The 19078-nt window shown below is 64.6% G+C and carries 17 protein-coding genes; 14 read left to right on the top strand and 3 right to left on the bottom strand.

The features are described 5' to 3' along the window. Positions 1 to 37 precede the first annotated feature (37 nt). Together JQ604_RS08665 and JQ604_RS08660 are read left to right on the top strand one after the other, a co-directional pair. A complete protein-coding gene (locus JQ604_RS08665; RefSeq protein ID WP_212355443.1) occupies positions 38 to 1312 on the top strand; it encodes a PQQ-dependent sugar dehydrogenase in 1275 nt (424 codons plus the stop codon). Between the two features lie 74 nt (positions 1313 to 1386). Then, complete coding sequence (locus JQ604_RS08660; protein ID WP_212355441.1) at positions 1387 to 1953, top strand: c-type cytochrome; 567 nt, start codon at positions 1387 to 1389, stop codon at positions 1951 to 1953. A gap of 17 nt (positions 1954 to 1970) precedes the next feature. Here JQ604_RS08660 and JQ604_RS08655 read toward each other — a convergent pair whose 3' ends face one another. Next, on the bottom strand, positions 1971 to 2336 hold the full coding sequence (locus JQ604_RS08655; protein ID WP_212355439.1) for a hypothetical protein: 366 nt from the start codon (positions 2334 to 2336) through the stop codon (positions 1971 to 1973). A gap of 142 nt (positions 2337 to 2478) precedes the next feature. Here JQ604_RS08655 and JQ604_RS08650 point away from each other — a divergent pair, with 142 nt between their 5' ends. From JQ604_RS08650 to JQ604_RS08620, 7 genes are all read left to right on the top strand, one after another. Continuing rightward, the gene (locus tag JQ604_RS08650) at positions 2479 to 3870 is read left to right on the top strand and encodes an amidase family protein (protein ID WP_212355437.1); all 1392 of its coding nucleotides are present in this window, start codon (positions 2479 to 2481) and stop codon (positions 3868 to 3870) included. 9 nt (positions 3871 to 3879) lie between these two features. Then, a complete protein-coding gene (locus JQ604_RS08645; protein ID WP_212355435.1) occupies positions 3880 to 4356 on the top strand; it encodes a glutathione peroxidase in 477 nt (158 codons plus the stop codon). Then, positions 4353 to 4619, top strand: a complete 267-nt coding sequence (locus tag JQ604_RS08640) for a DUF3297 family protein (RefSeq protein ID WP_212355434.1) — start codon at positions 4353 to 4355, stop codon at positions 4617 to 4619. The genes JQ604_RS08645 and JQ604_RS08640 overlap by 4 nt, the downstream gene beginning before the upstream one ends. A gap of 148 nt (positions 4620 to 4767) precedes the next feature. After that, on the top strand, positions 4768 to 5937 hold the full coding sequence (locus JQ604_RS08635) for a mandelate racemase/muconate lactonizing enzyme family protein (RefSeq protein ID WP_212355431.1): 1170 nt from the start codon (positions 4768 to 4770) through the stop codon (positions 5935 to 5937). A gap of 67 nt (positions 5938 to 6004) precedes the next feature. Then, a complete protein-coding gene (gene serA / locus JQ604_RS08630) occupies positions 6005 to 7270 on the top strand; it encodes a phosphoglycerate dehydrogenase (protein ID WP_212355429.1) in 1266 nt (421 codons plus the stop codon). 397 nt (positions 7271 to 7667) lie between these two features. Then, positions 7668 to 8714 carry a hypothetical protein gene (locus JQ604_RS08625; protein WP_212355427.1) on the top strand — a complete coding sequence of 349 codons (1047 nt, stop codon included), beginning with the start codon at positions 7668 to 7670 and terminating at the stop codon, positions 8712 to 8714. Between the two features lie 299 nt (positions 8715 to 9013). Beyond that, positions 9014 to 10954 (top strand): calcium-binding protein, encoded by a 1941-nt coding sequence (locus JQ604_RS08620; RefSeq protein WP_212355425.1) that lies wholly within the window; start codon positions 9014 to 9016, stop codon positions 10952 to 10954. Between the two features lie 65 nt (positions 10955 to 11019). Here the strand turns inward: JQ604_RS08620 and JQ604_RS08615 are convergent, their stop codons facing one another. Both JQ604_RS08615 and JQ604_RS08610 read right to left on the bottom strand, forming a co-directional pair. Continuing rightward, complete coding sequence (locus JQ604_RS08615) at positions 11020 to 12372, bottom strand: malonyl-CoA decarboxylase (protein ID WP_212355423.1); 1353 nt, start codon at positions 12370 to 12372, stop codon at positions 11020 to 11022. Between the two features lie 112 nt (positions 12373 to 12484). Further along, positions 12485 to 13324 carry an AraC family transcriptional regulator gene (locus JQ604_RS08610; RefSeq protein WP_249158139.1) on the bottom strand — a complete coding sequence of 280 codons (840 nt, stop codon included), beginning with the start codon at positions 13322 to 13324 and terminating at the stop codon, positions 12485 to 12487. A 74-nt stretch (positions 13325 to 13398) separates the two neighbouring features. Between JQ604_RS08610 and JQ604_RS08605 the strand changes: the two genes are divergently transcribed. The 5 genes from JQ604_RS08605 to JQ604_RS08585 all read left to right on the top strand — a co-directional run bounded on the left by JQ604_RS08605 (position 13399) and on the right by JQ604_RS08585 (position 19077). Further along, entirely contained in the window at positions 13399 to 14577 is a 1179-nt protein-coding gene (locus tag JQ604_RS08605; RefSeq protein WP_212355419.1) for an MFS transporter, read from the top strand. 219 nt (positions 14578 to 14796) lie between these two features. Beyond that, entirely contained in the window at positions 14797 to 16410 is a 1614-nt protein-coding gene (locus JQ604_RS08600) for an SUMF1/EgtB/PvdO family nonheme iron enzyme (protein WP_212355417.1), read from the top strand. 25 nt (positions 16411 to 16435) lie between these two features. Further along, positions 16436 to 16861 carry a DUF4399 domain-containing protein gene (locus JQ604_RS08595; protein ID WP_212355407.1) on the top strand — a complete coding sequence of 142 codons (426 nt, stop codon included), beginning with the start codon at positions 16436 to 16438 and terminating at the stop codon, positions 16859 to 16861. Between the two features lie 153 nt (positions 16862 to 17014). Continuing rightward, positions 17015 to 17761 (top strand): transporter substrate-binding domain-containing protein, encoded by a 747-nt coding sequence (locus JQ604_RS08590; RefSeq protein ID WP_433996234.1) that lies wholly within the window; start codon positions 17015 to 17017, stop codon positions 17759 to 17761. Positions 17762 to 18258: 497 nt separating this feature from the next. Then, entirely contained in the window at positions 18259 to 19077 is an 819-nt protein-coding gene (locus JQ604_RS08585) for a formate/nitrite transporter family protein (RefSeq protein WP_212355396.1), read from the top strand. The last annotated feature ends 1 nt before the right edge of the window (position 19078 follow it).

The following is a 19078-nucleotide window of genomic DNA, read 5'->3' as shown; positions in this document are numbered from 1 at the left end:
CGCCAGGAAGACGGCTTCCGTCCAGGGGAGAAACACCATGATGCGTCATTCGTCTGCGTCGCGCAGCCTGTTGCTGGCCGGCGCCTTCTTCGGTGCCTTCACGCTTTCCGCGATCGCCCAACAGCCCGCCAGTCCGCCTGCGGCGGGCGCGGCACCCACCGCAGCGCCGCTGCCGCCGGGCTCGCCCATGATCGGACGTCCGGACAATGAGGCGGCCGCCAAGCTCGCTCCGGTTGCGCCGCCGCCGCTGCCGTCCGCGCCCGACAAGCTGCCGCTCGCCAAGCTCAAGGTGCCGGCCGGCTTCAACATCGAGGTCTATGCCGCCGGCATGGCGAACGCGCGTTCGCTGGCGCAGGGCGACAAGGGCACCGTGTTCGTCGGCAGCCGCCTCGTCGACAAGGTCTATGCCATCGTCAACAAGGACGGCAAACGCTCGGTCAAGGTGATCGCCTCCGGCCTCTATCGCCCGAACGGCGTCGCGTTCAAGGACGGCACGCTCTACATCGCCGAGCTGTCGCAGGTCTCCAAGATCGACAAGATCGAGGACGTCCTCGACAACCCGCCGAAGCCGACGGTGATCTATGACAAGCTGCCGAAGGACGAGGCGCATGGCTGGAAGTTCATCGCCATCGGCCCGGACAACAAGCTCTATGTCCCGGTCGGTCAGCCCGGCAACAACGTGCTGCATGACGACGCCCACGGCCAGATCCGCCGCATGAATCTCGACGGCTCCGGCGCCGAGGTCTACGCGCTCGGGGTGCGCAACAGCGTCGGCTTCGACTGGAATCCGGAAAACAAGCAGATGTACTTCACCGACAATGGCCGCGACTGGCTGTCGGAGACGGTGCCTGAGGACGAGCTCAACCGCGTCACCAAGGCCGGCGAGGATTTCGGCGCGCCGTTCTGCTATCAGGGCAACATCATCGACCAGGAGCTCGGCTGGGGCAAGAACTGCAAGGACTACACCGCGCCGGTCGGCCTGATGGGCCCGCATACAGCAGCGCTCGGCATGCGCTTCTACACCGGAAGCCAGTTCCCGAAGGCTTACAAGAACGCGATCTTCATCGCGCGCCACGGCTCCTGGAACAAGTCGCAGAAGCAGGGCGGTGACGTCGTCGTCGTCAAGCTGAACAAGGACGGCACCGTGAAGTCGATGGAGCCGTTCCTCACCGGCTTCCTCGAAGACAACAAATATGTCGGCCGCCCCGTCGACGTGATGCTGCTGAAGGACGGTTCGATGCTGGTCTCCGACGACTGGAACGGCGCGGTCTACCGCATCACCTACGGCAAGCCGAAGGTCGCGGCGCAGTAATCTGATGCGATCGATCGGGGGCAGCGCCCGCTGCCCCCGATTTTCTTTTGAACGATGCATGTGAGGATGGATCGATGCGCAAGCTCGCAATCACTGTGGCACTTGCCTCTCTCTCATTCTCCGCATCCGCCGAAACCATCCAGGAGCGTGCCGCGCCGTGCCTGGCCTGCCATGGCGAGCGCGGCAGTTCGGAGACCGAGAACACGCCCTCGCTCGGCGGCCAGCAGGCGCCGTATGCGCTGATCCAGCTCTTCATGTTCCGCGAGAAGCTGCGCACCTTCGAGCCGATGAACGAGATGGCGAAGCCGCTGACCGACGACGATCTGCGCGCTTTCTCCGATTTCATCGCCAGCTTGCCAAAACCCGCGGCGCCGAAGGATGCCGGCGATGCCGCACGAATGGCGCGCGGCGAGGGGCTCGCGAAGCAGAACCGCTGCAACACCTGCCACAACACCGATTACTCCGGGAAGGACAACGTCCCGCGCATCGCCAACCAGCGCGAGGATTACCTCGCGAAAACGCTGGCCGAGTACAAGGACAACAGCCGCCACGGCTATGACGCCACCATGGCCGACGTGATGGGCGCGATACCCAAGGAGCAGATCGCCGATCTCGCCTATTACGTGGCCCATGTGAGGTAGGCCTACCAACCCCTCGACTATGGTTGGCGAACAGCGGATTGAGCAAAGAGTTCGTGGCAGCCCGTTTCGTCCAGAAATATTCGATAGTGATGGAGTTCTCGATAAGCCCGCCGGGGATACCGATCGGCCTTGATGAATGCGGCCAATGTTCTTGAGTCCCTGAGTTCGACCAAGCGAAAGTAGGCGCCCTGAATCATCTCGATGCTGCAATTCGGCAGAGCCGTGAATTGATGCCATCGCGCGCGTGAGAAGTTGATCCTGACCTCAGGGAGCTCGGAAAAGAACAGTTTCAGCCGGGCATCGCCGCCCGACATGATGAATTCGCAGCCTTCGTATTGGCCGGTATCAAATGCGGGCAGTTCGACGATCAGGTCAGTTGTCATTGAGGTTCGTCCCCGGGAGCAGTTTTCCCGCCGTGTCGGGCTGAGTTTCGGCCCTCGCGGCAGGCAATCCATAGCGGCGCCCGGCGCCGCTGGCCATGCCCTCCCTGCGGCGCTAAAAGGCAACCTCCACACGGAGTTGCACATGCAGGATCTTTGGCGTCTGTCGGCCGCGGAACTGGCCAGCCTCATCAAATCCAAAAAGGTTTCGGCGAAAGAGGCGGCCGAAGCGGGCCTCGCCCGGCTCGACGCGGTGAACCCCAAGATCAATGCGGTGGTCGATCATCGCCCGGCCGATGTGCTGGCGCAGGCTGCCAAGGTCGATGCGGCGATCGCGCGCGGCGAGGATGCCGGCCCACTCGCCGGCGTGCCCATCACGATCAAGGTCAATGTCGACCAGGAGGGCTTTGCCACCACCAACGGCCTGAAGCTGCAGCGCGACGTGATCGCCAAGGTCGACAATCCCGTGGTGGCGAATCTGCGCAAGGCGGGCGCCGTGATTCTCGGCCGCACCAATTGCCCGGCCTTCTCCTATCGCTGGTTCACCACCAATCTGATCCATGGCGACACCAAGAACCCGCGCGATCCCGGCATCACGCCGGGCGGCTCCTCGGGCGGCGCGGGCTCGGCGGTCGCGGCCGGCATCGGCCACATCGCGCACGGCACCGACATCGCCGGCTCGATCCGCTATCCCGCCTATGCCTGCGGCGTGCACGGCCTGCGGCCGAGCCTGGGCCGGATCCCTGCCTTCAACGCCGCGCTGCCGGAGCGGCCGATCGGCCCGCAGATCAGCGCGGTGTCCGGCCCGCTTGCGCGGACGATCAACGATCTCCGCATCTCGCTCGCGGCAATGTCGGCGCCCGACTATCGCGATCCCTGGTACGCGCCGGTGCCGCTCGAAGGGCCAAAGCGGGAGAAGCGCGTCGCGATGTGCCTCAATCCGGATGGACTGAACCCGGTGCCGGAGGTCGTCGCAGCCGTGGCCGATGCCGGCAAGCGGCTGCAGGCCGCGGGCTGGATCGTCGAGGAGATCGACGACACGCCGCCGCTGCGCGAGGCCGCCGAAATCCAGACCAGGCTCTGGCTCGGCGACGGCTATGAGGCGCAGCTCGAGGCCGCCGAGCGCGAGGGCGATCCCGGCGCGCTGGCCTGCCTGCGCGGCAACCGCGCAAAAGTGCATCCGTTCGATCTCTCCAGGTCGTTGGCGCGCCGCGCCACGCTGACCCGCGAATGGTTCGCCTTCCTCGACAAATATCCGGTGCTGCTGATGCCGGTGTCCGGCGAGCTGCCGTTCCCCGATCATCTCGACCGCAAGGACGAGGCGTCGTTTGCGCGGGTGTGGCATGCGCAATTGCCGCAGATTGCCATTCCCTTCATGGGGCTTCCCGGGCTAACGGTCTCCACCGGACTGGTCGGACGGATTCCCGTCGGCGTGCAGCTGGTCGCAGCGCGCTATCGCGAGGATCTCTGCCTTGCCGCGGGCGAGGCGGTGGAAGCCGGCGGGACACCATCGGCGGCGATCGACCCAGTGACCTGAAGAGGACAGATGCCGAGCGTCTATGATTTCACGGCCAAGTCGCTGGCCGGCGACGACGTGCCGCTGCAGCGGTTCGAGGGTCAGGTGCTCTTGATCGTCAACACTGCCAGCGCCTGCGGGTTCACGCCGCAATACAAGGGGCTGCAGGAGCTGCACGCGGATCTCGCGCCGCGCGGCTTTGCCGTGCTCGGCTTTCCCTGCAACCAGTTCGGCGCGCAGGAGCCGGGCACTGCCGCGCAGATCGCGCAGTTCTGCGAGACCAATTACGCCGTGACGTTTCCGATGTTCGCCAAGATCGACGTCAACGGCAGCGATGCGCATCCGCTGTATGAGTATCTGAAGCGCGAGAGAGCGGGCCTGCTGGGGTCGTCGATCAAATGGAATTTCACCAAATTCCTGGTCGACCGCGCCGGCAAGGTGGTGGCGCGGCATGCGCCGACTGCCCGGCCCGAAGGATTGAGACGAGACATTGAGGCCCTGCTATGAGCGACAATCACGACACCACCAACGACCAGTTTCCCGATCGGCTTTCGATCGACCCGAACAGCCCGTACTACAACGAGGCGATCCTCTCGCGCGACGTCGGCATCCGCTTCAAGGGCGCCGAGAAGACCAATGTCGAGGAGTACTGCATCAGCGAAGGCTGGGTGCGCGTCACCGCGGGGAATGCCAAGGATCGTCACGGCAATCCGCTGACGCTGAAGGTGCACGGCACCGTCGAGCCGTATTTCCGCGACAAGAAGGCCTGATGAAGCGCGCCGTCGGCGCAACACACACCGTCATTGCGAGGAGCAAAGCGACGAAGCAATCCATGTCTCCGCAAGCGCAAGGATGGAATGCTTCGCTTCGCTCGCAATGACGGGGAGGGAGCGGCGGCCTTAACCGAAAGAGCACACCATGTCCGTCCGCATCGTTGACGTCCGCGAGGTGACAAAACCGATCTCCTCGCCGATCCGCAACGCCTATATCGACTTCACCAAGATGACCTCGAGCCTGGTTGCCGTGGTCACCGACGTGGTGCGCGACGGCAAGCGGGTTGTCGGCTATGGCTTCAATTCCAACGGCCGCTATGGCCAGGGCGGTCTGATCCGCGAGCGCTTCGCGGCGCGGCTGACGGAAGCCGATCCGAAGTCACTGCTGAACGCGGCCGGCGACAATCTCGATCCGGACAAGGTCTGGTCGACGCTGATGTCGAACGAGAAGCCGGGCGGCCATGGCGAGCGCTCGGTCGCGGTCGGCACCATCGACATGGCGGTGTGGGATGCGGTGGCGAAGATCGCCGGCAAGCCGCTGTTCCGGCTGCTCGCCGAACGTCACGGCGTCACCGCCAATCCGCGCGTCTTCGTCTATGCCGCCGGCGGCTATTATTATCCCGGCAAGGATCTCGGCGCGCTGCGCAAGGAGATGCGCGGCTATCTCGATCGCGGCTACAACGTCGTGAAGATGAAGATCGGCGGCGCACCGATCGCGGAGGACCGCGAGCGCATCGAGGCGGTGCTGAAGGAGATCGGCAGCAACGCGCAGCTCGCCGTCGACGCCAATGGCCGCTTCGACCTGGAGACCGCGATCGCCTACGCCAAGATGCTGCGAGAGTATCCGCTGTTCTGGTACGAGGAGGCCGGCGATCCCCTCGACTATGCGCTGCAGGCCGCGCTCGCCGAGTTCTATCCGGGGGCGATGGCGACCGGCGAGAATCTGTTCAGCCACCAGGACGCGAAGAACCTGATCCGCTATGGCGGCATGCGGCCGGATCGCGACTGGCTGCAATTCGACTGCGCGCTGTCCTACGGCCTCTGCGAATATCAGCGCACGCTGGAGGTGTTGAAGACCCACGGCTGGTCGACGAGCCGCTGCATCCCGCATGGCGGCCACCAGATGTCGCTCAACATCGCCGCCGGCTTAGGCCTCGGCGGCAATGAGAGCTATCCCGACCTGTTCCAGCCCTACGGCGGTTTCCCCGACGGCGTGAGCGTCGAGGCCGGCCATATCGTGATGCCGGACCTGCCGGGCATCGGTTTCGAGGGCAAATCCGATCTCTACAAGGAAATGAAGGCGCTGGCCGAATAAGGACGATTGGCAGGCCGGACATCTTTTGGTAGCCCACCGCTCATCGCCCTCTGAAGGACGCCGAGCCTTGGCCAAAAATCTTCCGCTTCCCCAACTCTCGCTCTCGAAGGACAAGATTCGGGTCTTGCTCCTCGAAGGGGTCAACGACAGCGCCGCGCAGCTGATCGAGACGGCGGGCTATTCCAACATGACGCGCCTGTCCAAGGCGCTGGAGGGCGATGCGCTCAAGGAGGCCGTCAAGGGCGTGCATATCCTCGGCATCCGCTCGCGCACGCAGATCACGCCCGACGTGCTCGAGGCTGCGGACCGGCTGATCGCGATCGGTTGCTTCAGCGTCGGCACCAACCAGGTCGATCTCGATGCCGCGCGCCGCAGCGGCATTCCCGTGTTCAACGCGCCGTTCTCCAACACGCGCAGCGTCGCGGAACTGGTGATCGGCGAGATCGTGTTCTTGCTGCGCCGGATCGTCGGCCGTTCCAACGCCGCGCATGAGGGCCGCTGGGACAAGTCCGCCAACGACAGCTACGAGGTGCGGGGCAAGACGCTCGGCATCATCGGCTACGGCAATATCGGCTCACAGCTCTCCAACCTCGCCGAAGCGCTGGGCATGCGGGTGATCTTCTACGATCACACCGACAAGCTTCGCCATGGCAACACCGAGCCGACCGCGAGCCTGCAGGAGCTCTTGGCGCAAAGCGACGTGGTGTCGCTGCATGTGCCGGAAACGCCCTCGACGCATGGCATGATCGGGCGCGAGGAGATCGCGGCGATCAAGCCGGGCGCCTATTTCATCAACAACAGCCGCGGCTCGGTGGTCGACCTCGACGCGCTCGCCGACGCGCTGCGCGAGGGCAGGCTGCGTGGTGCCGCGGTCGACGTCTTCCCGGTCGAGCCGCGCTCGAACGCGGATCGCTTCGTCTCGCCGCTGCAGGGGCTGGAGAACGTCATCCTCACCCCGCACATTGGAGGGTCGACCGAAGAGGCGCAGGAACGGATCGGCGCCGAAGTCGCGCGCAAGCTGGTCGACTACAGCGATTCCGGCTCGACCATGGGCGCGGTCAATTTCCCCCAGGTCCAGCTGCCGTCGCGTCCGACCGGCACGCGCTTCATCCAGGTCCAGCGCAATCTGCCGGGCATGCTCGGCCGCCTGAACGAAGTGCTCGCCCGCCACGCCGTCAACATCGCCGCGCAGTACTACGAGACCGACCACGAGGTCGGCTACGTGGTTCTGGACGCCGATGCCTCCGCCGCCGACAGCCAGCGCGTGCTGGCGGACATCCGGGCCCTGGAGGGCACCATCCGCGCCCGGCTGCTGTACGAATACAAGGCCTGAGCCTAGCCAGGTCTCACGCCGCCGATCTTGCTTCAGGCCACGCGGAAGGCGGTAGGGCTCTCTCCCCCCTTGCGGGGGAGAGTTGGAGAGAGGGGTAAGCCACAAACACCGCCTGCGCGGCTTACCCCTCTCCCTAACCCTCCCCCGCAAGGGGGGAGGGAACCCAACCGCTTGTGCCTTCCTGACTTCTGCGCGTGAACACGGCTTCGCCTGAGCGGGGGCGGTGTTCCATCTAAACATCTCACGAAATCGTGTGAGCGATGCTCAAGTTTGTCTTGAACGTCGTTCAAGAGTGAACATACTCACCGGTAGATACCACCACAATGGCGGCCCGACGCCCGCCACGCCCTGAGGGCGTGGGCGCGCGTGGCCGCATGGCAGCGGAGAGGCTTGAGAGATGCGATATTCAGAAGGTGATCTTCGTTCGGCCGAGAGTGCCGGCGTGATCAGCGCCACCGACCTGCAGCGGCTGCTGGCCTTCCTGCAGGCCTCGGCCGCTGGCACTGCGCCACGGGCGAAGTTCGATGCCGCGCATCTGCTCTGGTACGCCGGCGCGCTGATCGTGATCGGCGCGATGGGCCTGTTCTCGACGCTCGCGTTTGCGCAGATGGGTGGCGGCGCGCTCGTTGCCTGCGCCCTGGCCTATGCCGGCGCGTTCGCGTTTGCCGGCCATCATCTCTGGCACCGCAAGAACCTGCACGTGCCCGGCGGCCTCTTGATCGCGGTCGCGGTGTCGATGGCGCCGCTCGCGGTTTACGGCGTTCAGGAACAGCTCGGCTGGTGGGGCAAGTTCGGCAAGCCCGGCACGGTCCACGACTTCTATGTCTGGATCAAGGGCAGCTGGATCTTCATGGAGGTCGCCGCCGTCGTGGCCGGCACCATCGCGCTGCGCTTCTTCCGCTTCCCCTTCATCGTCGCGATCATCGCGTTCGCGCTGTGGTTCATGTCGATGGATCTCGCGCCGTGGGTTTTCAATGCCGAGCATTCCGATTTCGAGATGCAGCGCAAGGTGTCGATCTGGTTCGGGCTTGCGATCCTCGCGATCGCCTGGACCACCGACTATCGCAGCCGCAACGGTGACTTTGCGTTCTGGCTGCATCTGTTCGGCCTGATGGCGTTCTGGGGCGGCATCTCCGCCACCGAAGGCGCGAGCGAGCTCGGCAAGGCGCTCTACTGCCTGTTCAATGTCGGCCTGCTGGCTCTCGCGGTGATCCTGATGCGGCGCGCCTATGCGTTGTTCGGCACGTTCGGCATTGTCGGTTATCTCGGCCATCTCGCCGACGTCGTGTTCAAGGACTCGCTGATGTTTCCGTTCGCGCTGTCGCTGATCGGCATCGCCATGATCGCGGCTGGCCTGCTCTATCACCGCCACGAGCGCGCCATTGCGTCCTGGCTGTCCGCGCAGCTGCCCGCGAGTGTGCTGCGGTTTCGGTCTTCGCATTGATTGAATCGAATCGACGCGCACGCCAGCAAATCTGACGCGCAGTTCCGTTGCAACGGAACTGCGCGTCAAACATGAACAAGAAAGCGTCGAGTCAAACATTCGACTGAATCGCGGATCAACCTCTGCTCGACCGCGGACAATCTCGCCCAGCATCGACGCGACAGCACCCCCGCGCTCCTGATCCCCGCACATTTGAAGGCCGCCGAACTGGACCGGCGCTCCCGCCTTTGCGACCGCACGCATCTCAACAAGTCGACGCGGTGCCCGTCGACATAGAAGAACAATGAGGAAGCGCGATAATGAGCGACCAAGAATATCTCATCAACTCCACCACGGCCAACGATCAGCTCGATTCCACGCAAGCCGTGTTCGGCGACGGACGTATCCTTGCTGCCTGGCTCTCGGCCGAAGGCGGCGACTTCCCCACCGAGGTCCGCGTCCGCATCCTGAATCCCGACGGATCGGTCGGATCACCTGATTTCACTATCAATACGAGAGGAGAGGAGCAGAACCAGGTCTCGCTGACGACGTTGCCGGACGGCAATGTGCTGGTCGCCTGGTCGTCGACCGATCTGATCGGGGGGATCAGCGACATCCATGCGCGCGTCGTCGATTCCGACGGCACCGTCGGGTCCGAATTCATCCTCAACTCCGGATCCAACGAAGTCACGGCGGCCGCCGCGACATTGGCCGACGGTGAAACGCTGGTGGCTTCGACGGCCTTCACCTCCGGCGCAGGCAGTCCGTCCGATATCGTCGGCCATTTCGTCGATGCCGGCGGACAACCGCTGGGATCGGAGTTCACCATCAACGGCGCCGTCTCCGGGCAGCAGTTCCAGCCCGCAGTCGCGGCGATGCACGATGGTGACGCCTTCGTGACATGGGTCTCCTCGCAAGGTCAGAGCGCCAACGTGCTCGTTGGCCGTATCCTCAACCCCGACGGCACCGCGAATACAGCCGACTTCAAGATCAGCTCGAGCGACGCGACCGATCAGCTGGGATCGCAGGTCACAGCCCTCGCCAATGATAATGTGCTGGTGACCTGGAGTTCCGGCAACGCAATCGAGGGACGGATGTTCGATGCTCACGGCACGGCCTTGGGCCAGGACTTCCTGATCAGTCCTGCCGGTGGCAATGGCGTCTCATCGTTCGATTCATCGGTGACGGCGCTCGCCGACGGGCGCGCCGTCGTCACTTGGGATCAACACAGCGGAAGCAGTGACGGCGTCTATGCGCAGGTCGTGAATGCCGACGGCACGATGAGCAGTCCGGAATTTATCGTCAACACCTCGACGGGCCTCGGCGAAACGGCGCCGCATGTCACCGAGTTGCCCAACGGACAGATCTTCGTGACATGGACCTCGAGCGAAGGCATCGATCAGGACATTCATGGAAGGGTGCTGACGCTCGATGGCACGATCAGCGGAACCGAAGGCAAGGATGCGCTGTTCGGCAGCGCGGGCGCCGACGAGATCTTCGGCGCAGGCGGAAACGACGCGCTGACGGGGCACGGAGGCGACGATTTCCTCTCCGGCGGTACCGGCCACAATTTTCTCTGGGGCAACGCCGACAACGACACGTTCCTCGGTGGAGCAGGCATCGACAGCTTCGCCGGCGGCAGCGGGATCGATACCGTCCTTTACCAAAACTCCACGTCGGGCGTGACCGTCGATCTGGCGACCCATACCGGCAGCGGTGGCGACGCCCAGGGAGATACCTACGACTCGATCGAGAATGTCGTCGGCAGCGCCTTCAAGGACGCGCTCACCGGCGACGCCACCGCCAATCACCTGGCTGGCGGGATGGGTAACGACAACCTGACCGGCGGCGATGGTAACGACGAGTTGGATGGCGGCGACGGCAACGACCATCTCTGGGGTAACCAGGGCAATGACACGCTGAACGGCGGCGCGGGCGCAGACGTGCTGGCGGGCGGCGCCGGTGCTGACACCTTCGTCTTCAAGGCCACACAGGACAGCATGCCAAGTCGTCCGGACGAGATCACGGACTTCTCCAGCGCGCAGGGTGACCACATCGATCTGTCAGCGATCGACGCCAACACGCAGACCGCCGGCGCCCAGCATTTCACCTTCATCGGAGACGCTGCATTCACCGATATCGCCGGTCAGCTGCGTTATGCCAACAACATGCTGGAAGGGGACGTCGACGGCAACGGGACGCCGGACATCCGCATCCACGTCAATGTCGCCGCCCTTCACAGTGCGGATTTGATCTTGTGACGGCGTGAGATGGGGCACCGGGCGCCGCGTGGCCGGCACCCGGTGTTGTCTGTCGCGGAACGGCTCTACGACAGCCGCATGTCCAGCAGCCTGCGCCCTTCGCCCTTGATCAGCTTCTTCACCGCGCTGGAGGCGATCACCTCGCCATTGTTGGCGTAGGCCTCGTGGTTCTTCTCGATGTCGTCGAGGCGGTAGAGGTAGTTGACCATCACGCCGGCGGACTCGCGAACACCCTTCGGCGAGAGATCGCCGAGCCAGTTGATCCGCTCCAGCCGCGCGCCGTTGCCGAGATGGAAGCGGGCGACGGAGTCGATCATGCGGCCCTTCGACGTGCGTGCCTTGAGGAAATAATGCGCGGCCAGCGGCTCCAGCACGGCGCGCAGCTGCGCGGTCAGCTCGGGGTTCTCAGGCCAGCCACCTCTGTCGAGGATTTCCAGCACCTTGCGGTCGTCGTCGGAGAGCGGCACGTCGGCGGCCTCCTTGATCCACTGCATGAAGCCCGGCACCGGCGACAACGTCACGAAATTGTCGAGCTTGGGCAATTCGCGGCGCAGCTCCTCGGCCACCTGCTTGATCAGGAAGCTGCCGAACGAGATGCCGCCGAGCCCGCGCTGGGTGTTGGAGATCGAGTAGAACACCGCGGTGCGGGCGCGCTCCATCGGCACCGGCTCGCGCTCCTCGGCGAGCAGCGGCGCGATCGCGCCGGGGATCGCTTCCGTCAGCGCGACCTCGACGAAGATCAGGGGCTCATCGGGCAGCGCGGGATGGAAGAAGGCATAGCAGCGGCGATCGACCGGATCGATGCGGCGGCGCAGATCGTTCCAGTCGCGGATCTCGTGCACGGCCTCGTATCGGATGATCTTTTCCAGAATATTGGCTGGCGACGACCAGTCTATCCTGCGCAGCACGAGAAATCCCCTGTTGAACCAGGATGAGAGCAGATGAACCACGTCGCGGTCGAGCGCGGCGAGGTCCTTGTTGCCCTTCATCAGTGAAAGCAGATCGGAGCGCATCGCCACCAGATCGCTGGTGCCGCCCGGTGCGCGGTTGAGCCGGCGGATCAGCTCCTGCCGCCGCGGCTCCGACGCGAAATGCAGGTCGCTGGCGTCGTCGCCATTGGATTGGGTGCGCCAGCTCTCGACCACCTGCGACAGCTTTGCCATGTCGGGCCCGAAATCGCGGGCGAGGGCGGCGAAGAACGACAGGCGGCCGTCGGCGTCGAGGTGGCGATAGCGGTCGAGCACCTCGCGTGCCATCGCGGTGGCGGAGGCTTCACCGCGTCCCGACAGCAGCGCTTCGCAGAGTTCGAGCAGTTCGGAGGAGTCCTGCTTGCCATTGGTGGCGCCGGCGCGGCCGAGCAGGCTGCGCCCGCGTTCGGAGATCGTGGACAGCAGATCGGAGAAGAAGGCGTTGGCCATGTATCGGTTACGTCCGGTGATGCCGAACCTTACAATGGATTTAGGTTCGGGTGGATGGGAATCAAGCGCATCGATCGTTCAGAAATATGTCAGAACGCGACAACGGTATTATTCACGCCTTCTCGGCGAATTCGGTCGGCGTCTTCCCGGTCACCTGGCGGAAGGCGTGGGAGAACGCCGGCACGCTGGCATAGCCGAGGTCGGCGGCGACCTGCTTGACCGAGACATTGCCTTCCGTCGACAGCCGTTCGATCGCAGCCGCGATGCGGGCGCGCTGGCACCAGCTCTTGAACGAGAGCTGCGTCTCCGCCGAGAACAGCCGCGACAGCGTCCGCGCCGAGGTGCCGACCTCGCGCGCCAGCGTCTCGATCTCATGATCATGCGTCGGATCATCAAGCACGATGTCGGCGGCGCGGCGGCAGCGCGGCTCCTGCGGCAGCGGGATGAAGGTCGCGGAGTCCTCGGCCTGTTGCAGCTCGAGCATCACGAGCTTGATCAAGAGCTCCGTGCGCTCGCGGCTCTCGCGCGCGTCGAACAGCGACAGGATCGCCTGGTGCATCAACGGCGAGACCCGCACCACGAACTCATTGCCGAGGCCGTCGCGGAGTTTATCATCCGGCCCGCCGATGGCGGGACCGCCGGGTGGCGCCTCGCGCGTCAGCCACGCCTGGTCGAAATACAGCGTCCGCATCTGGATGTCGGCCAGCACGTCGATCGCATGCGGAAACAGGGCAGGGACCCAGACCGCGCGGTCCGGCGGCACCAGCCAGCGCCCCTTCGGCGTCGTCACCTGCATGGTGCCGCGCGCGGCATAGACCAGCTGCGCCTCGCGGTGCATGTGGGTGTCGAGCCGGACGCCCTTCCTGTAGTTGTTCGCCACCATGTGGACGCCGTCGCCGGTCGAGGTCAGGCGACCGATAATGGAAGGGATTGGCTTTTCGACGACATTCATTGGCGACATCCCGTCAGGGCATCCACGTATAACCCATTTCAAGGAATTGCGGGATTCGACCTCAGGGAACCACCATGAACAGCCCCAGCCGGGTGATCAGCTTCGTCAACGCCGCCCATTTCATCGACCATTATTCCATGCTGATCTTCGCAGCTGCGGTCATCGTGATGGGGCCCGCGCTCGGCATGGCCTATTCGGAGCTGCTGCCTTACGCGACCCCCGGCTTCGTCGCCTTCGGCGCCGGCTCGCTGCTGACGGGCTGGCTCGGCGACCGCTGGAGCCGCCGCCACATGATGGTGATCTTCTTCGTCGGCATCGGCCTGTCGATGATCTCGGTCGGCTTCGTGCAGACGCCGCTGCAGCTCGGTGCCGCCTTGCTCGCGATCGGCATCTTCGCCTCGATCTATCACCCCGTCGGCACGGCGATGATCGTGTCCTATGCCGAGAAGCTCGGCCGCGAGATGGGTTTGAACGGTGTCTGGGGCAATCTCGGCGTCGCCTCGTCCGCGCTGGTGACCGGCGTGATCGGGCAATATCTCGGCTGGCGCTGGGCCTTCATCGTGCCGGGCATGGTGACGGTGTTGATCGGCATCGTCTTCGCGATGACCGTCGCGCATGAGGACCGCAAGGGCACCAAGCAGGCCGCGGCGCAGGCGCGCGTCGCCAAGGAAGACATGTGGCGCGTCGTGCTGTCGCTCCTGATCGTGGTGATCGCGATCTCCACCACCTTCAACGCGGTGACGGTGGCGCTGCCGAAGCTGTTCGCCGAACGGCTGGCTGATCTCACCAGGAGCCCGGCGCTGCTCGGCGTCATCGCCGCTGGCGTCTATGTGTTCGGCGCGATGACGCAGTACACGATCGGCCGGCTGCTCGATCGCTACTCGCTGAAGACGGTGGCGCTGCCGCTGTCCTTCATGCTGGCGCCGTTCCTGTATCTGGCCGCGAGCCTGTCGAACCTGCCGCTGATCCTGGTCTCGATCGGCATCGTGATGGGGGCGTTCGGCCAGGTGACGGTGAACGACGCGATGGTCGGCAAATACACCACCGAAGAATGGCGCTCGCGCGCCTATTCGGTGCGCTATTTCGTCGGCTTCACGGCGGCAGGCGCATCGGTCGGCCTCGTCGCGTGGCTGTACGATCAGGGCGGCTTCGGCATGATGCTGCGTGCCTTCGCCGCGCTGTGCGTGCTCGCGATCGTCGCCGCGATCATCCTGCCGCACGAAATCAGGACGCCTGCGGCGCAGGCGAATTGAGGCAGAGACGTTTTGCCGCGCCCGCGGCAGCGGGCTGAAACGGCGTCGGATACCGCCGTTCCCGGACGCGGATGCTTCGCGCAACGCACCATGCGCCCGGCAACTTGTCTCGACCCGTTGGTGTGATACGGTTGATGCGGCTGTAAGTCTTGGGGGCTGAGGCGCCAGTTGCGCCTCGAACGCGTTTGTGTGGTGCCGCCCCAAGGAGCTGCCCAAGTCATGGCTGAAATCCGCGACTTCAAGTCAGGCAAGCCGGGCAAGCCACCGCCCGACGACGCGATGCCGCGACGCCTTGCTGCGATCGTCGCCGCCGACATCGCCGGCTACAGCCGTCTGATGCAGCTCGACGAAGAAGGCACGCATACCCGCGTCAAGCGGATCCAGCGCGAGCTCGTCGAACCCACCATTGCCGAGCACCACGGCAGGCTGGTCAAGACCACCGGCGACGGCTTCTTCGCGATGTTCGACAGTCCGGTCGAGGCCGTCCGCTGCAGCGTGGTGATTCAGCAGAACATGGTCGGGCGCAACGCAGCGGTGCCGAAGCAGTCCTGGATCGAGTACCGGATCGGGGTCAATCTCGGCGATGTCATCATCGAGCCCGACGACATCTATGGCGACGGCGTCAATGTGGCCGCGCGGCTGGAGGGGATTGCCGAGCCGGGCGAGGTCTTCATCTCCGGCGGCATCTACGAGCAGATCAAGCACAAGATGGTGTGCGGGTATGAATCGCTCGGCGACCGCAAGGTCAAGAACATCACCGATCCGATCCGCGTCTATCGTGTGCTGCCGGACGCCGCGGCCTACGGCCGGACCAGGCGGCGGCGGCGCGAGGCGGTTCTGATCACATTGCTTGGCCTTGCCATCACGGTCATCGCCTGTGGCGCGCTCTGGTACATGCTGACGCAACCGCGCGGCAAGCCTGCGGATGTGGCGCTGGCACCGCCATCTGTTACGCCATCGCCGGCACCAGCGTCGTCGCCCAAGGCGGCTGAACCGGCACCTGCTGCCACCCAGGCCGCGCCGGCGCCAGCACCGAGCCTCGCGCCAAGCCCCACATCAAGTCCTGCACCAAGTCCCGCGCCGACGCTCGCGGGACAGCAATCCGCGCCGCAGCCTGCGCCGTCAGCAAGTCCTGCGCCCGCGCAGGCTGCGGCGGTGCCGGAGCCCGAGATGGTCTCACTCACCGGCGGCAGCTTTTCGATGGGCAGCAATGATGATCCGTCCGAGCGGCCGATCCACAGGGTGACCGTGAAATCCTTTGCGATGAGCAAGTATCCGGTCACGGTGCGCGAATGGAATCTGTGCGCGGCAGCCAAGGCCTGCGGCTTTACGGCAACCGGGAAAGATGATGCGCCGGTCACCAATGTGAGCTGGACCGACGCCAAGCAATATGTGACCTGGCTCGCGGGCAAGACGAACAAGGCCTACCGGCTGCCGAGCGAAGCCGAATGGGAGTTCGCGGCGCGCGGCGGCACCCAGACCAGATACTGGTGGGGCGACCAGGTGCAGTCGGGCCACGCCGGCTGCAAGGATTGCGGTGGCGATGCCGCGGCCGAACAGCCGGTGAAGGTCGGCAGCTTCAAGCCCAATCCGGTCGGCCTCTACGACATGGGCGGCGGCGTCGACCAGTGGGTCGAGGATTGCTGGCACCGCACCTATCAGGGCGCGCCGACCGACGGTTCGGTCTGGGCCGGTGGCGACTGCGCGTCCCACGTCATCCGCTCCGGCTCCTGGAAGAACGACGCGCGCTATGTGCGGCCGGCCAATCGCGACAATTACGACGCCAACGTTCGATATCCGACCCATGGCTTCCGGGTCGCGTTGTCGCCGTAGTGCATCATGATGGGGGAGGGTTCCGATGGGAATGGCACGCGTGATCCTGCTGGCGGCGGCCGTGGGTCTGTTCGCGAGTCCCGCCAACGCACAAGGCAAGCCGGCGCCACCGGACGCAAAACTCTATTTCGTCTGGCCGCACGATGGCGCGACCATCAAGGGCGCGTTCTGGTGCCGGTTCGGCCTGCGCAACATGGGCGTCACCCATGCCGGCGACGACTATCCGAACAGCGGCCATCATCATCTGCTGGTCGATGTGAATGAGCCGCTGAATCCGAACGAGCCGATTCCATCGGACAAGTCGCACCTGCATTTCGGCGCGGGCCAGACCGAGACCCGCATCGAACTGCCGCCGGGCAAGCATACGCTGCAGCTGGTGCTGGGCGATGCCAAGCACTACCCCTTCAATCCGCCGGTCGTCTCCGAGAAGATCACCATCAGGGTCAAATAGGCCGGGATAGCCCCGTTGCGAATCTGACGGTTGCGCAACGCTGTCCCATGCGGTTTGTTGCCGGCCTTGCCGGGCATCAGATCCGGCGTGGAGGAAGGTCCGATGTCTGATCGATTGTCGCGTCTGGCTGGCCTCGCCCTGGGAGTGATCATGATGGCCATGCCTGCCAATGCAGATGCCTTGAAGGATGAGATCGCGCCGACCGGAAAGCTGCGCGTCGCGATCGGGATCAGCCCGGCGGGCGGTGCGTTCTGGTCGACCAGGACCGAGACCGGTTATGCCGGCGTGCCGGTCGACCTCGGCAAGGAGATGGCGGCGCAGCTTGGCGTCCCCGTCGAATATGTCGCGTACCCGAACTCCGGCCAGATCACCGACGCGGCGGCGAAGAACGCGTGGGACGTCACCTTCCTGCCGAAGGATCCCGAGCGCGAGACCAGGATGGCCTTCGGTCCGATCTACGAGGTCGCCGACGCCACCTACATCGTCAAATCAGGCTCGGCGGTGACGAACTTCGCGACGCTTGATCAGGACGGTATCAACGTCGCCGCCGTCAACAACACGACCACGATGCGCGGCGCGATCGCCCATCTCAAGCACGCCAAGGTCACGGGCTATCAGACCTATGACGAGATCTTCAATCTCTTGAAGAGCGGCGAGATCGATGCGTTCGCGCTGTCGCGCGACCAGCTCAACGCGATGGCGAAAAGAATTCCCGGCACCCGCGTGCTCGACGAGACCTTCAAGCAGACGGTGACCGCGGTCGCGGTGCCGCTGGATCATCCGCAGGCCGCGGCCTACATCACCAGGTTCATGACCGACGCCATCGGCAACGGCACGCTGCGCAAGGCCTACGACAACAACGGCCTGAAGGACACGCCGATCCGGACCCAGACCAAATAGCTGGCCCGCATCGCCTGATCCGGCATCGATATCGCATCCCCGTCGAATTGCGGGGACATGGGCGACATCTGTGCAACTTGCCCAAATTCACGGCATTGTGATCGGAGGTGGGCTCGCGAAAGGCCCCGACAAGCTTCGGTATTTGCAGCGTTTTTCGAGCCCTGGGCCCTGCCTGCTGTTGGCATATCGATTGCTTGCACTGTGGCAGTCAATGACGACTGCCGTCCTCCGGATTGCCGAAGCCAGTGCTGGCCGAGGCCAAGGGATCGAGCGACCCATGTGGTTCGCCTCACGCAGTAATCGAGTTTCGATCGGCGTCAAAACCTGCATATCCCTGCTGTGATCGAACGCCCCGACTGACCGTCGGGACCGAGGCCGTCGCCTCGGCGCTTTCGCATTTCGGCACGCGTCCCCGGACGGACGAGCATTTCAACCCAAGCGCATCGCGACTGCCTGTCAGCCGATGCGACCCAATTGCTCAAGGGGACTTCAAGACAATGGCCTACCTCGCTCCTTCCGAATTCGTCACCAAGATGGTCGACGCCGGCGAATCCAAGATCTTCATGTCGACGCGCGACACCATCATCCGCGCCTACATGGCCGGCGCGATCCTGGCGCTCGCCGCGGCGTTTGCGGTGACCATCAACGTCAACACCGGCGTGACGATCGTCGGCGCCGCGCTGTTTCCGGTCGGCTTCTGCATGCTCTATCTGTTCGGCTTCGACCTCCTGACCGGCGTGTTCGTGCTGGCGCCGCTGGCGCTGATCGACAGGCGGCCCGGCGTCACGCTCGGCGGCGTACTACGCAACTGGGGCCTCGTCTTCATCGGCAATTTCGCCGGCGCCTTCACGGTCGCGGTGATGATGGCCGTCGTCTTCACCTTCGGCTTCACCTCGCCGCCCGACAAGGTCGGCCAGGTGATCGGCACCATCGGCGAGAGCCGCACCGTCGGCTATGCCTCGCATGGCTTCGGCGGCATGCTGACGCTGTTCATCCGCGGCATGCTCTGCAACTGGATGGTCTCGGCCGGCGTGGTCGGCGCGATGATCTCGACCACGGTCAGCGGCAAGGTGATCGCGATGTGGATGCCGATCATGCTGTTCTTCTACATGACCTTCGAGCATTCGATCGTGAACATGTTCCTGTTCCCGTCCGGCCTGCTGCTCGGCGGCCACTACACCTTCGTCGACTATCTCCTGTGGAACGAGATCCCGACCGTGGTCGGCAACCTCGTCGGCGGTCTCGCCTTCACCGGTCTCACGCTGTACGCAACGCATGTGAAGACGGCACCGAAGCGCCAGCGTCTGGCGGCTTGAT

The organism is Bradyrhizobium jicamae (genome assembly GCF_018130695.1).
In the GTDB taxonomy this organism is placed as follows: Bacteria; Pseudomonadota; Alphaproteobacteria; order Rhizobiales; family Xanthobacteraceae; genus Bradyrhizobium; species Bradyrhizobium jicamae_B.
The sequence above is the reverse complement of the archived record's forward strand: the minus strand, read 5'-3'. Positions and strand labels throughout refer to the sequence as shown.

Bases quoted from the DNA above. Each gene is read 5' to 3' on its own strand.
- JQ604_RS08665 (WP_212355443.1), top strand. From the start codon at position 38: ATGATGCGTCATTCGTCTGCGTCGCGCAGCCTGTTGCTGGCCGGCGCC.
- JQ604_RS08660 (WP_212355441.1), top strand. From the start codon at position 1,387: ATGCGCAAGCTCGCAATCACTGTGGCACTTGCCTCTCTCTCATTCTCC.
- JQ604_RS08655 (WP_212355439.1), bottom strand. From the start codon at position 2,336: ATGACAACTGACCTGATCGTCGAACTGCCCGCATTTGATACCGGCCAA.
- JQ604_RS08650 (WP_212355437.1), top strand. From the start codon at position 2,479: ATGCAGGATCTTTGGCGTCTGTCGGCCGCGGAACTGGCCAGCCTCATC.
- JQ604_RS08645 (WP_212355435.1), top strand. From the start codon at position 3,880: ATGCCGAGCGTCTATGATTTCACGGCCAAGTCGCTGGCCGGCGACGAC.
- JQ604_RS08640 (WP_212355434.1), top strand. From the start codon at position 4,353: ATGAGCGACAATCACGACACCACCAACGACCAGTTTCCCGATCGGCTT.
- JQ604_RS08635 (WP_212355431.1), top strand. From the start codon at position 4,768: ATGTCCGTCCGCATCGTTGACGTCCGCGAGGTGACAAAACCGATCTCC.
- JQ604_RS08625 (WP_212355427.1), top strand. From the start codon at position 7,668: ATGCGATATTCAGAAGGTGATCTTCGTTCGGCCGAGAGTGCCGGCGTG.
- JQ604_RS08620 (WP_212355425.1), top strand. From the start codon at position 9,014: ATGAGCGACCAAGAATATCTCATCAACTCCACCACGGCCAACGATCAG.
- JQ604_RS08615 (WP_212355423.1), bottom strand. From the start codon at position 12,372: ATGGCCAACGCCTTCTTCTCCGATCTGCTGTCCACGATCTCCGAACGC.
- JQ604_RS08610 (WP_249158139.1), bottom strand. From the start codon at position 13,324: ATGAATGTCGTCGAAAAGCCAATCCCTTCCATTATCGGTCGCCTGACC.
- JQ604_RS08605 (WP_212355419.1), top strand. From the start codon at position 13,399: ATGAACAGCCCCAGCCGGGTGATCAGCTTCGTCAACGCCGCCCATTTC.
- JQ604_RS08600 (WP_212355417.1), top strand. From the start codon at position 14,797: ATGGCTGAAATCCGCGACTTCAAGTCAGGCAAGCCGGGCAAGCCACCG.
- JQ604_RS08595 (WP_212355407.1), top strand. From the start codon at position 16,436: ATGGGAATGGCACGCGTGATCCTGCTGGCGGCGGCCGTGGGTCTGTTC.
- JQ604_RS08590 (WP_433996234.1), top strand. From the start codon at position 17,015: ATGGCCATGCCTGCCAATGCAGATGCCTTGAAGGATGAGATCGCGCCG.
- JQ604_RS08585 (WP_212355396.1), top strand. From the start codon at position 18,259: ATGGCCTACCTCGCTCCTTCCGAATTCGTCACCAAGATGGTCGACGCC.